8 protein-coding genes and 1 tRNA gene are annotated in these 13927 nt (G+C 43.0%); all 9 read right to left on the bottom strand.

Annotated features, from left to right (window positions below; translation table 11 throughout):
• Positions 1–453: 453 nt before the first annotated feature.
• The 9 genes from rpoC to EI161_RS10450 all read right to left on the bottom strand — a co-directional run bounded on the left by rpoC (position 454) and on the right by EI161_RS10450 (position 13662).
• The gene (gene rpoC, locus EI161_RS10490) at positions 454–4671 is read right to left on the bottom strand and encodes a DNA-directed RNA polymerase subunit beta' (protein WP_192524406.1); all 4218 of its coding nucleotides are present in this window, start codon (positions 4669–4671) and stop codon (positions 454–456) included.
• A 179-nt stretch (positions 4672–4850) separates the two neighbouring features.
• Complete coding sequence (gene rpoB, locus EI161_RS10485; protein ID WP_192524405.1) at positions 4851–8969, bottom strand: DNA-directed RNA polymerase subunit beta; 4119 nt, start codon at positions 8967–8969, stop codon at positions 4851–4853.
• 750 nt (positions 8970–9719) lie between these two features.
• Complete coding sequence (gene rplL, locus EI161_RS10480; protein ID WP_192524404.1) at positions 9720–10091, bottom strand: 50S ribosomal protein L7/L12; 372 nt, start codon at positions 10089–10091, stop codon at positions 9720–9722.
• A gap of 126 nt (positions 10092–10217) precedes the next feature.
• Entirely contained in the window at positions 10218–10745 is a 528-nt protein-coding gene (rplJ, locus tag EI161_RS10475; protein ID WP_192524403.1) for a 50S ribosomal protein L10, read from the bottom strand.
• A gap of 434 nt (positions 10746–11179) precedes the next feature.
• The gene (gene rplA, locus EI161_RS10470; protein ID WP_192524402.1) at positions 11180–11881 is read right to left on the bottom strand and encodes a 50S ribosomal protein L1; all 702 of its coding nucleotides are present in this window, start codon (positions 11879–11881) and stop codon (positions 11180–11182) included.
• Entirely contained in the window at positions 11881–12312 is a 432-nt protein-coding gene (gene rplK / locus EI161_RS10465) for a 50S ribosomal protein L11 (protein ID WP_192524401.1), read from the bottom strand. The genes rplA and rplK overlap by 1 nt, the downstream gene beginning before the upstream one ends.
• Positions 12313–12433: 121 nt before the next feature.
• Positions 12434–12964: a transcription termination/antitermination protein NusG gene (gene nusG, locus EI161_RS10460; protein WP_192524400.1), complete on the bottom strand. Its 531-nt coding sequence runs from the start codon at positions 12962–12964 to the stop codon at positions 12434–12436.
• 84 nt (positions 12965–13048) lie between these two features.
• Positions 13049–13534, bottom strand: coding sequence for a preprotein translocase subunit SecE (secE, locus tag EI161_RS10455; protein ID WP_192524399.1), 486 nt, complete (start codon positions 13532–13534; stop codon positions 13049–13051).
• Positions 13535–13586: 52 nt separating this feature from the next.
• Positions 13587–13662, bottom strand: a tRNA-Trp gene (locus tag EI161_RS10450).
• Between the last annotated feature and the right edge of the window lie 265 nt (positions 13663–13927).

Below are 13927 nucleotides of genomic sequence, written 5' to 3'. Positions count from 1 at the left end.
ATAGACAGTATATAGCGTTAGACCCTATGACAGCATGAATAATGTCCATTACACCCTTCTATGATATTAAAGCGTGCCTTTACTTTAAATAATAGTGATAAGGATGAGATAAACTGCATGCAGTCAAACCCAAAAAATTTACACCCATAGCGCATTATAATATTTGCACTTGTTTTATTAGGGCTGACTAGGGCGTGTTTTCCAGCGTACTATAGTCAGTGAGAAGTAATATCGCTACATCACGTACTGCAGGTACCGTTTTTTCTTGCTTGCTGTGCCTACGCAGACAGAGGCTGCAAAAAAAACTATACCCGCAGTATCGTAGCGTTTTTAAAGTATTTTAACTATATTCTTTTAGATAACCCCACCATGTTTTTTACTTTTTTGCACACACAAAAAAGCCAGCGACTTAGGCTGGCTTTTTTATTATTACTCTAGAGTTTAGCTGAGCGATTAATTATCTTGATTAAGCTCTTGGGCAAAGGCTTCATCAAAGCTCGCAAAGTCTTTGCTGTCAGTACTTGCCGTCATATCAAAGGCTGCATTCAAGTCTTTATCTTGTAGCTTCTGATCCGCTTTGTCTTTACGGGCTTTATGATAAGCAAGACCCGTACCAGCAGGAATCAAGCGACCAACGACCACGTTTTCTTTCAGACCACGTAGCTCATCGACTTTACCAGTAACCGCAGCAGCCGTTAGGACACGTGTGGTTTCTTGGAAAGAGGCAGCTGAGATAAAGCTTTCCGTTGCCAAGCTGGCTTTGGTGATACCAAGTAGTTGACGCTCGTACTTCACTGGGAATTTGTCTTCTGCTTCCAGTTTAGCGTTCAACGCTTTAATATCAGCATACTCTACCTGATCGCCCTTAAAGTGGCTTGAATCGCCGCCGTCAGTAATTTCAACTTTACGCAACATCTGACGGATAATAACCTCGATGTGTTTATCGTTGATTTTTACACCCTGCAAGCGATATACGTCTTGTACTTCGTTGACGATATAATCAGCAAGCGCGGTTTGTCCTTTTAGACGCAGGATATCGTGCGGGTTCTGTGGACCGTCCGCAATCACCTCACCGCGTGCAACTGTCTCGTTTTCAAAGACGTTGATTTGACGCCATTTCGGGATCAGCTCTTCATGAACCTCACCGTCTTCATTAGTGATGATGAAGCGGTTTTTGCCTTTGGTCTCTTTACCAAAGCTCACCACACCTGTCATTTCTGCCATGATGGCATGATCTTTCGGACGACGTGCCTCGAACAAATCAGCAACACGTGGTAGACCACCGGTAATATCTTTGGTACCTGAAGACGCTTGTGGTACACGGCCTAGAATCGAACCTGCGGCGACTTTTTCACCATCGCTAACACGAATAATGGTTTCAGCGGGCAAGAAGTAAACCACTTCCTTACCTTCATCTGTATTCAAGACAATCGCAGGACGTAAATCCTTCGCTGAGCTTGAACGGTCACGCGTGGCTAGAATCTCAAACGAGCTCATACCAGTTGCATCATCGACTTTAACCGTCGCTGTCGAACCATCAACGATATCACTAAAGCGTGCTGTACCAGCAAATTCTGTGATAATAGGATGCGTGTGCGGATCCCATTTAGCGATGGTTTGACCGCCTTCGACCTGCTCTTCGTTTTTCACTAGAACGCTAGAACCGTAAGGAACTTTATAGCGCTCACGCTCACGACCCAGCTCATCGGTCAACGCTAGCTCAGCTGAACGCGATACGATAACCAAATGGCCATCGACATGCTCAACTGTTTTCATGTTTTCAAAGTGTACTTGACCAGCATTACGTGCCGAAATACTGTTGTCCACAGACGCTGAGCTTGCAGCCCCGCCGACGTGGAAAGTACGCATCGTCAACTGAGTACCAGGCTCACCGATAGACTGCGCAGCCATGACACCAACTGACTCACCGATGTTCACTTTATGACCACGAGCAAGGTCACGACCATAACACTGCGAACAAACGCCATGCTCAACATCACAAGTAATGACTGAACGTACCCAGATGTCATCAATCGCGTTGTTATCAAGGATGTTAACCCAATGCTCATCGATCAAAGTACCGGCTGGAATCAAGATTTTATCTGCATCATCATTATAAGCGACATCACGCGCCGTGACACGACCAAGCACTAGCTCTCCCAGCTTCTCGATGATTTCACCACCTTGAATGTGTGGTTTCATGAGCAAGCCTTGCTCGGTACCACAGTCATCACTGGTAATAACCAAATCTTGCGCCACGTCAACCAAACGACGAGTCAAGTAACCCGAGTTAGCGGTTTTCAGTGCCGTATCTGCTAGACCTTTACGCGCACCGTGAGTTGAGATGAAGTACTGAAGTACGGTCAAACCTTCACGGAAGTTGGCTTTAATCGGTGTTTCAATGATTGAGCCATCCGGTTTTGCCATCAAGCCACGCATACCTGCTAACTGACGAATCTGTGCGGCACTACCACGAGCACCAGAATCTGACATGATATAGATAGAGTTAAAGGATTTTTGTTCTTCCTCCTCCCCTTTTGCGTTAATCATTTTATCAGTGGCTAAGTTGTCCATCATCGCTTTCGCGACTTTATCATTGGTACGTGACCAGATATCGACAACTTTGTTATAACGCTCACCAGCTGTGACGAAGCCTTGCTCAAATTGATCTTCAATCTCGCGAACTTCTGACTCTGCTGTCTCAATGATTTGCACTTTGCTCGGTGGAATGACCATGTCATCGATACCAATAGACACACCTGATAGAGTGGCCTGAGCAAAACCAAGATACATCAATTGGTCAGCAAACATAACACTGTCTTTAACGCCTACTTTACGATAGCAAGAGTTAATCAAACGTGAGATGTTTTTCTTGGTCATTTCTTGGTTACATTCATCAAACGACATACCTTTAGGCATGACGTTCCAAATAAGTAAACGACCAGCAACCGTTTCTTTTAAGCTAATTTCTTTGGTTTCGTTACCATCTTCGTCAATATGTGTCTCGGTCACACGTACTTTAATTTTAGCGTTTACATGCAAATCGTTTGAACCAATCGCACGTAAGGCTTCATTGACGGTGGCGAATATCATGCCCTCACCTTTGGCATTGATTGACGAGCGGCTGATATAGTACAAGCCCAATACCACATCCTGTGACGGTACGATAATTGGATCGCCGTTGGCAGGTGACAAGATATTGTTGGTCGACATCATCAGCGCACGTGATTCCAGCTGGGCCTCTAACGTTAATGGCACGTGAACGGCCATTTGGTCACCATCAAAGTCAGCGTTGAACGCGGTACAAACCAGAGGGTGAAGCTGGATAGCTTTACCTTCAATCAATACTGGCTCAAATGCTTGTAGACCCAAACGGTGAAGTGTTGGTGCACGGTTAAGTAATACTGGATGCTCACGGATAACCATGGCCAGCATGTCCCAAACTTGTGGCTCTTCACGCTCTACCATCTTTTTGGCAGCTTTAATCGTCGTTGCCAAACCATGAGATAATAGTTTGTTATAAGTAAATGGCTTGAATAGCTCGAGTGCCATTTTCTTCGGTAAACCGCACTGATGCAGACGTAGCGTTGGACCAACAACGATGACCGAACGACCAGAATAGTCAACACGCTTACCAAGTAAGTTTTGACGGAAACGACCTTGCTTACCTTTGATCATATCAGCCAAAGATTTCAATGGACGCTTATTACTACCCGTAATCGCACGACCGCGACGACCGTTATCTAATAACGCATCAACTGATTCTTGCAACATACGTTTTTCGTTACGTACGATGATATCAGGGGCGCTTAGCTCTAATAGACGCTTTAGACGGTTGTTACGGTTGATCACGCGGCGATATAAATCGTTAAGATCTGAAGTCGCAAAACGACCACCTTCTAGCGGTACTAGCGGGCGCAAATCTGGTGGTAGTACTGGTAAAATATTCATTACCATCCACTCAGGCTTGTTATTAGAATCACGGAATGCTTCTAATAATTTTAGACGCTTAGACATCTTTTTAAGCTTAGTCTCAGAACCCGTCTGTGGAATCGCTTCACGCAGCTCATCGATTTCAAGGTCTAAGTCGATATCTTTTAACAAATCCTGAACCGCTTCAGCACCCATTTTGGCGGTGAATTCATCGCCAAACTCTTCAAGCGCTTTGTAATAGTCTTCGTCATCAAGCAGCTGATATCTCTCAAGACTGGTCAAACCAGGCTCAGTCACGATATAGCTTTCAAAATATAGCACACGCTCAATATCACGAAGCGTCATGTCTAGCAATAGACCAATGCGGCTTGGCAGTGATTTTAAGAACCAAATATGCGCTACAGGACTGGCTAGGTCGATATGACCCATACGATCACGACGGACTTTAGCAGTAGTGACTTCAACGCCACATTTTTCACAGATAACGCCCTGGAATTTACGGCGTTTGTATTTACCACACAGACATTCAAAATCTTTTACAGGTCCAAAGATTTTGGCACAAAATAGTCCATCACGTTCAGGTTTGAACGTACGATAGTTAATGGTTTCAGGCTTTTTTACTTCGCCATGTGACCACGATTTAATCACGTCAGGTGCGGCTAACGTGATTTGAATGCTATCAAACTCTTGATTACCGTTGCCGGTAGGGCTTTGCATGATATCGAGTAAATCTTTCAAGTTGCTTCTCCGTTATCTTTATAATCATCTGATAGCGTGTGATTGACGCATATAAGATGAATGAAGGCAATGAATAGGGTTGAGACAAATTACCAAAAACAGCAGCAATAAGCGTGCTGCTTTTGGTCAATAACTAAGGTTGTAATCAATTATGCTGCGTTGCTTAATTATTAATTACATTAGTGGCTTTGTTTTAACTCAATATTAATACCCAGTGATTTGATTTCTTTGGTCAGTACGTTAAACGATTCAGGCATACCTGGATCCATATACTGCTCACCATCGACGATGTTTTTGTACATACGGGTACGGCCTTCAACGTCATCCGACTTCACCGTCAGCATTTCTTGTAGCGTATAAGTCGCGCCATAAGCTTCTAGTGCCCACACTTCCATCTCACCGAAACGCTGACCACCAAATTGCGCTTTACCACCGAGCGGCTGCTGCGTGACTAGTGAGTAAGAGCCAGTCGAGCGCGCATGCATTTTGTCATCAACCAAGTGGTTGAGTTTGAGCATATACATGTAGCCAACCGTCACTTTACGGTCAAATTTCTGACCGGTACGGCCGTCATACAATGTCTGCTGACCATCACGATCCATACCTGCAAGCTCTAGCAAGTCTTTGACCTGATGCTCATGTGCGCCATCAAATACCGCCGTGCCCATGGGAACACCGCCGCGTAAGTTAGCCGATAGTGCCATGATGTCATCATCGCTTAAGCTATCAAGATCAACTTGTTCGCCGCCAACTTTGTTATAGATTTTATCTAAGAACTCACGTAACTCTTTGATGGCGGCTTGCGCTTTTAGCATGCCGTCAATCTTTTCACCCAAGCCTTTCGCCGCCATCCCTAAATGCGTCTCTAGAACCTGACCGATGTTCATACGCGATGGTACACCAAGCGGATTCAGTACGATGTCGACGGTATTGCCGTGTTCATCATAAGGCATATCTTCAACTGGCATGATGCGCGATACCACACCTTTGTTACCATGACGACCCGCCATTTTATCACCAGGCTGAATACGACGCTTAACCGCTAGATAGACCTTAACGATTTTTTGTACGCCATGTTGTAAGTCATCACCAGCCGTTAATTTGCGTTTTTTCTCAGCAAATTTCACATCGATGTCTTTTTGCTTATCAACTAAATAATCAGCGATTTGCGTTAGACGCTCAGAGATTTCTTCTTCAACTGGCTGGATATCAAGCAAAGTCTCAAGGCTCATATCTTTCATATCAGCCAATGCCATCACCGTACCAGCTTTTAGACCAGAACCGCCGCTGACTTTTTGGCCATCTAAAAGATTACCAATACGTCCACGAGCTGCTTCTTCAAAGATACGTAGCTCTTCTTTTAAATCTTTACGATAGCTATCGAGCTGTAATTTTTCGATGGCACGGGCGCGCGCATCTTTTTCAACACCGTCACGGGTAAAGACTTGTACGTCGATAACCGTACCTTTGCTTGATATTGGTACACGTAGCGACGTGTCTTTAACATCAGCAGCTTTTTCGCCAAAGATAGCCCGTAGTAGTTTCTCTTCTGGTGTTAGTTGGGTCTCACCTTTTGGTGTGACTTTACCGACTAAGATATCACCAGCATCCACTTCAGCACCAATATAAACGATACCTGCTTCATCAAGGCTAGAAAGTGCGGCTTCACCAACGTTTGGAATATCGCCAGTGATTTCTTCAGTACCTAACTTGGTATCACGCGCCACACAAGTCAATTCTTGAATATGAATGGTAGTGAAACGATCTTCTTTCACCACTTTCTCAGATAACAAGATCGAATCTTCGAAGTTATAACCATTCCAAGGCATAAAGGCGATGCGAATGTTTTGACCCAATGCTAGCTCACCAAGATCCGTTGATGGACCATCGGCTAAGATATCACCAAAGGCAATCTCATCGCCTTGGTTAACGATGATGCGTTGGTTAATACAAGTGTTTTGGTTTGAGCGTGTGTATTTGATCAAGTTATAAATATCGATACCCGCTTCACCAGCGACCATTTCATCTTCATTAACACGAACGACAATGCGTGATGCATCAACGTCTTCAATCACACCGCCACGCTTAGCAACCACACAAACACCAGAGTCACGCGCAACGTGACGCTCCATGCCTGTACCAACTAACGGCTTATCAGCACGTAGCGTTGGAACCGCTTGACGTTGCATGTTTGAGCCCATCAAGGCACGGTTAGCATCATCATGCTCTAGGAACGGAATTAGACCTGCTGCTACCGATACCACCTGACTTGGCGACACATCCATATGCGTCACTTTTTCTGGTGGCATACGCACGAATTCACCATAGCTACGCACACTGACCATCTCATCAGACAGCGCACCATCTTCAGTCATTGGCGAGTCGGCTTGTGCAATCACAGTGCCCACTTCTTCAATCGCTGATAGATACTCAATGATATCCGTAACTTTACCGTCAACCACACGGCGATACGGCGTTTCTAAGAAGCCAAAGCTGTTGGTCTTAGCAAAAGTCGCTAGTGAGTTAATAAGGCCAATGTTTGGACCTTCAGGAGTCTCAATCGGACATACACGACCATAATGGGTATCATGTACGTCACGTACTTCAAAGCCTGCACGCTCACGGGTCAGACCACCAGGTCCTAGTGCTGATACACGGCGTTTATGCGTCACTTCTGACAATGGATTGTTTTGATCCATAAACTGTGACAACTGGCTTGAACCAAAGAATTCTTTAACCGCAGCCGCTACAGGCTTGGAGTTAATCAAGTCTTGTGGTGACAAGTTATCAGATTCAGCTGAGCTTAAACGCTCTTTAACGGCACGCTCAACACGCACTAGGCCAACACGGAATTGGTTTTCTGCCATCTCGCCTACTGAGCGAATACGGCGGTTACCTAAATGGTCAATATCATCGACTTCGCCGCGACCATTACGGATTTCAACCAGCTCTTTAAGCACATTAACGATATCGTCATTGGTCAATACACTACGTTCGCGCTGAATATCAGGGTTATCAGTGTTGTCAAATTCAAGACCTAAACGGCGGTTGAATTTCATACGACCGACATTCGATAAGTCATAACGATCAGCGTTAAAGAACATGCTTTCAAATAGTTTTTCAGCAGTTTCAACCGTTGGTGGCTCACCTGGACGCATAACTTTATAAATCTCAATCAATGCTTCTTCACGGCTTGAAGTGCTATCAGCGCGTAGCGTATCGGCAATATAACTGCCTTGATCGATATCGTTAGTGAATAGAATACTGAATTCTTTGATAGATTCACTGGCTTCAAACGCACTTAATTTAACCAATAGTTCATGGTCAATTAGGGTGTTGGCTTTAGCGATTACTTCATCGTTAACCACGATATCTTCAGCTAAAATACGCTCATATAGATATTCGTCAGGTATAGCAATCTTGGTCATACCCGCTTCTTCAAGCTGACGGATACGGCGCGCATTAATACGTTTGCCCTGCTCTACGATGACGTCACCTTTTGGTGATACGATATCAAACTGAGCCATCTCACCACGCAGGCGATCGGCAACCAAATCAATCTCGAACTGCTCTTCACCTTTATAAACGGCTACTTTGTCAAAGAACAAATCTAAGATTTCAGAAGTGGTTAAACCTAAAGCACGTAAAATAATAGACGCCAGTAGTTTACGACGACGGTCAATACGAGCAAAAACCAAATCTTTGGCATCAAACTCAAAGTCTAACCATGAGCCACGGTAAGGAATGATACGGGCGTTATAAAGCACCTTACCACTCGAATGCGACTTACCTTTATCATGGTCAAAGAACACACCAGGTGAACGATGTAGCTGAGAAACGATAACACGCTCAGTACCATTGATAATAAAAGTACCGTTTGCCGTCATCAATGGCATCTCACCCATATAGACGCTTTGCTCACGGATGTCTTTAATCGCCGCTTTGCTGTCTTTATCTTTGCTGTCTTTGTCTTTGATGATCAGACGAATTTTGACACGCATAGGCGCAGCAAACGTTGAGCCACGTAAGATACACTCACGCTCATCAAATTCAGGCGTTCCTAAATAATATTCAACGAATTGCAGCTCTGCGTTACCAGAGTGACTCTCAATTGGGAAAATAGAGGAATACGCAGCTTGCAAACCAGTATTCTCACGAGCTTTTGGCTTTTTGTGCTCTTGCAAAAATTGCTCATAAGAATCTACTTGGATAGACAGTAAATAGGGAATGTCCATCACAGTGGGCAATTCAGCAAAACTTTTGCGAATACGCTTTTTTTCAGTATAAGAATATGCCATCGAGAGTCCTTACAGTAAACGTGGAAACAAATTAAAAGCGTGGCTGGCGTGCATAAATACTATACAAACCTAGCAACGTAAACGATAATATAAAATAAGTGTTGGTGTTCAACTCATATCTTTGTGTCAATTACTACTTCATTAATCAGTGCTTACTTAGCGCACTTCATTCGATCTTGTCATCGTCATCTAAGTCAATCTATATGACCATCCAAACCAAGAAATTCAATATCATACTGTTTGTAAAATGTCACCCTGAGGGCTTATTTTACTAATATTGTCGCACAGAGATAGTTTTTGTTAATATTTCATCTAAACCACTCACTAAGCGAGCTGCTATCAAAACCAATATCGTCGCTGATATCTACTGTCTACAAGCTTATAAACCGACAGTAAAACCATGCTAGATAACTTATTGAACCGTTTTCAGATTGAACCGTTTTCAGAATAATAATAACTGGGATAACTATAAATTTCAGAATCAGTAACATTCAGAATCAGTATAAACTATAGTGTTAATAGGAAAGTATGCAGACACAAAAAAATGCCAAACATCTATGGACGTTTAGCTTATATTAACTGATTTCAAAAACTAGCATGTGTGCTTGCATGTATATCGTCTGTCCTTTTGATGGGTATCCACCGCTTATGATACGACTATTGGCAGACACAAAAGGTCAAGCTACGAATTATAGTAAAAAAAAGCTGGCAATGCAAGGCATTACCAGCTTTTTTTGTACAGCGTTAAACTTATTTTAGTTCAACAGTTGCACCAACTTCTTCAAGTTTCTTTTTCAACTCTTCAGCTTCAGCTTTAGTTGCGCCTTCTTTGATTGGAGCTGGAGCGCTTTCAACCAAATCTTTCGCTTCTTTTAGGCCAAGACCAGTCGCTTCACGAACGGCTTTAATTACGCCAACTTTCTTCTCGCCAAAGCTGGCAAGAACAACGTCAAATTCGTCTTTTTCTTCAGCAGCAGGACCTTCAGCAGCAGCAGCAGGTGCAGCAGCAGCTACAGCAGCAGTTACGCCGAACTTTTCTTCCATGTCGCTGATTAATTCAACGATATCCATTACTGACATTTCAGCGATTGCGTTTAACACATCATCTTTAGATAGTGCCATGAGAACTCTCCGTTATCTGATAAAAATTAATTGATTTTAATATCGCTTTGATTGCTTGCCAAATTTTCAAATAGTGTTGACAATAAAGTGCAATCAGCGATGTCAAAGTTACGTTAAAACAAGCAATTAAGCAGCTTCTTTTGCGTCTTTGATTGCTGCAACAGTGCGAACGAACTTGCCAGGAACTGCGTTCATAGTCTGGACAAGCTTGGTCACTGGTGCGTTCATAGTAGCCATCAAGATAGAGATTGCTTCGTCGCGAGTTGGTAGCTTCGATACGCGCTCTAGCTCTTCTGGACCATAAACCACACCACCAACTGATACCAATTTGGTCTCTAAAGCCTTGGTTTCTTTGCTGAAGTCGAAAACGACTCTAGCAGCAGAACCCAAGTCTTCCATAGAGAAAGCCAAAAGTAGTGGACCAGTCATACGGTCTGACATGCTCTCAAACTTAGTGCCTTCAAAAGCGCGTTTTGCTAGGGTATTTTTTACCACTTTCAAAACAACGCCTTTCTCACGGGCTTGTTCGCGCAGCTTAGTAAGCTTTGCAACACCAATACCATGATATTCGGCAGCTACTGCTGAGTAAGCATTAGCAGCAACTTCAGACACTTCAGCCACAACTTGTTGTTTTTGCTCTAGCGTTAATGCCATAAGTTGACTCCTTTAATCTTATCAATCAGCTGAGTATTTAATCACTTAAAACCTAAGTTTTCAATAATCAAACCACTCGCTTGGACTGACTTGATACGACACGTTATATGTAAACTTAATGAAGATAAAGTCTACGAATAACGACTGATTACGGCACCGTTATCAGAATGACATCAAGTGATAGGTTGCCCTATCGGCTCTTATCAACAACTGGGTGGGTCACCGTCTGCGTAGGACAACTAAGATTTTCATCTGTCGCCGATTAACAAAAGCAGCTTATTGTTATTAATAATAACTCAAAAGAGCCATTTCTAATCCTTCTAAACTGCTCTCTACCTACGGTCTTAGACAGCATAGCGTTTGCTACGCTGACCTAATTTTTAAAATAGTTTGTGCTTTTATTCAAAATCGTTAAATATTAAGCACGTATATAATTATTTAGCCATACGATATGGTACTGGATCAATGATCAGACCTGGACCCATCGTACTAGACAAGGTAATTTTCTTAATAAAAGTACCTTTAGAAGTAGCAGGTTTAGCACGCTTAAGGTCAGCAATTAGCGCTTGCGCATTTTGCATGACTTGTTCAGCGGTAAAGCCAACTTGACCGATAGTCGTGTGGATAATACCCGCTTTGTCAACACGATACTGTGCTTGACCAGCTTTAGCGTTAGTGACCGCTTCAGCAACGTTAGGCGTAACCGTACCGACTTTAGGGTTAGGCATTAGACCACGTGGGCCTAGGATTGTACCTAATTGACCAACAACACGCATTGCATCAGGAGCAGCAATAACGATGTCAAAGTCCATGTTACCAGCTTTGATTTCTTCTGCTAGGTCTTCAAAACCAACGATGTCAGCACCGGCTTCTTTAGCGGCTTCAGCAGCAGCGCCTTGAGCAAATACAGCAACGCGTTTGGTTTTACCAGTACCCGCAGGTAGGTTGGTAGCGCCACGTACGACTTGATCAGATTTACGTGGGTCAACGCCCAAGTTTACTGCGATATCAATAGACTCTTTGAATTTTAGCGCTGGCAAATCATTTAAGATTTGTACCGCTTCTTCAATGGTGTATTGCTTTTCGTGTACGATACGGCTTTGAATTTCTTTTTGACGTTTGGTTAGCTTAGACATTATACACCCTCCACGGTAATACCCATCGAACGGGCGGTGCCAGCAACAGTACGGACTGCAGCGTCAAGATCAGCAGCAGTTAGATCAGCGTCTTTAGTTTTGACGATTTCTTCTAATTGCTCACGTGTTACTTTACCGACTTTAGCCGTGTTTGGCGCACCAGAACCTTTAGTAATCCCAGCAGCTTTACGTAATAAGTACGCAGCTGGTGGTGATTTCATGATGAAGGTAAAAGACTTATCGCTGTATACAGTGATCTCAGTTGGAATCGGTAGACCCGGCTCTTGACTTGAGGTCGCAGCGTTAAACTCTTTACAGAACGCCATGATGTTCACGCCTTTTTGACCCAATGCTGGACCAATCGGTGGTGAAGGATTTGCTTTGCCTGCAGGCACTTGTAGTTTGATGTAACCATCAATCTTCTTAGCCATGATTTTCTCCTAAATGGGTAATAGCGCCAAATCAATGTGATATATAAATACCTGGTTGATTAACAGCTCCCCGGTTGATGAATACTGTGTCAATTAGTACCGTGTTAATTAATACCGCTATTTAGTCTAGTTTTTCAACTTTACTAAACTCAAGCTCGACCTGAGTCGGTCGATTAAATACGTTTACGGTTAAATGTAGCTTAGACTTCTCATAATCCACTTTTTCAACCAACCCTTTAAAGTCAGTGAATGGACCATCGATAACCAACAACTCTTCGCCGGGCTCAAATAAAGTCTTAGGACGTGGGTCGGTTTCAGTTTGATTGAGACGGTTCAAGATACGATCAGCTTCTACTTGGGTAATCGGTGCTGGCGTTTCTGGTGTCCCGCCAACAAAGCCCATAATACGTGGGCAATCTTTGACGATGTGCCAAGTGTTGTCGTTCATTTCCATCTGAATCAATACATAGCCTGGAAAGAACTTACGCTCACTTTTACGTTTTTTGCCGTCTTTCATTTCGACGACTTCTTCAGTAGGAACCAATACATCACCGAACGACTCAGCGAAGTCACTACGATTAATACGATCAGTTAATGAACGTTGTACTTGCTTTTCATATCCTGAAAACGCTTGGACAATATACCAACGCATATCACGCTCCTGATCATTAAAGTTAAGTCGTTGAAGTTAATTCGTTATAAGTAATTTTGGGTTAATACTCGCTAATACGCGACATTAACCAATAAAAATACCCACGAACCAATTAAAAAAGTTATCTAATAGCCAAACGATAAAACCAACAATCGCAATCATGACTATCGTTTGCCATGTGTATTGAAAGGTCTCGTCTTTGCCAGGCCATGTCACACGGCGTAATTCGACAGCAGCATCTTTTAATAGGGTTTTAAAGGCACTACCCTGATGCGTCATTGCCAAACAGACCAATGCAAACACAAAAAGTGCAACGATAATCGCAATACGTACCCATAAATCATTGGCAGGTTGCCAATAGCCGGGTAGATATTGATTGACTAACGTTGCACCGATTAAAACTGCTGCGGCTAATAGCCACAAAATCACATCTTTGATAGAGCCAGTCTTGGCAATTTCAACGGCAGATGTATTTGTCGCTGATACGTGCTTATCTTTAGACAGCATTCCACCAGCACCCGCCTTGGCATCAGATAACTTATTCTCGAGGTTATCTTGATTATTGCTCATAAAGAACTCGCTTCGGAGATGATGGAGGTACAACAAAGATATAATAAGAAGATGGCAGGCGATGTAGGACTCGAACCTACAACCCTCGGTTTTGGAGACCGATGCTCTACCAATTGAGCCAATCGCCTATGGGTGTTAAGGCTGATAATTATACAAGGTTTTAATGAGAATGCAAGTTTTAAGGCAATATTTAATTAGGTTAATTCAATTAATGATATTTTTAATGATAAACGCCCAAAACAACCGATATAAAATTGCTATGCTTGTTAAACCATATCAATACTATTTTGATAAACATATTTTTATAAAAGCTATTTTTCATCGCTGTATAGCTTAACAAAAAAAGCCACCCTCTCTCGAGAATGGCTTTTTAGCTAACTATTTAACGTCTAA

Origin of the sequence: Psychrobacter sp. FME5, assembly GCF_014861375.1 — a bacterium.
Classification (GTDB): domain Bacteria; phylum Pseudomonadota; class Gammaproteobacteria; order Pseudomonadales; family Moraxellaceae; genus Psychrobacter.
This window is presented reverse-complemented; position numbering and strand designations above follow the sequence as displayed.

Bases quoted from the DNA above. Each gene is read 5' to 3' on its own strand.
- secE (WP_192524399.1), bottom strand. From the start codon at position 13,534: ATGAGCAATAATCAAGATAACCTCGAGAATAAGTTATCTGATGCCAAG.
- rplA (WP_192524402.1), bottom strand. From the start codon at position 11,881: ATGTCTAAGCTAACCAAACGTCAAAAAGAAATTCAAAGCCGTATCGTA.
- rplK (WP_192524401.1), bottom strand. From the start codon at position 12,312: ATGGCTAAGAAGATTGATGGTTACATCAAACTACAAGTGCCTGCAGGC.
- rpoB (WP_192524405.1), bottom strand. From the start codon at position 8,969: ATGGCATATTCTTATACTGAAAAAAAGCGTATTCGCAAAAGTTTTGCT.
- nusG (WP_192524400.1), bottom strand. From the start codon at position 12,964: ATGCGTTGGTATATTGTCCAAGCGTTTTCAGGATATGAAAAGCAAGTA.
- rplJ (WP_192524403.1), bottom strand. From the start codon at position 10,745: ATGGCATTAACGCTAGAGCAAAAACAACAAGTTGTGGCTGAAGTGTCT.
- rplL (WP_192524404.1), bottom strand. From the start codon at position 10,091: ATGGCACTATCTAAAGATGATGTGTTAAACGCAATCGCTGAAATGTCA.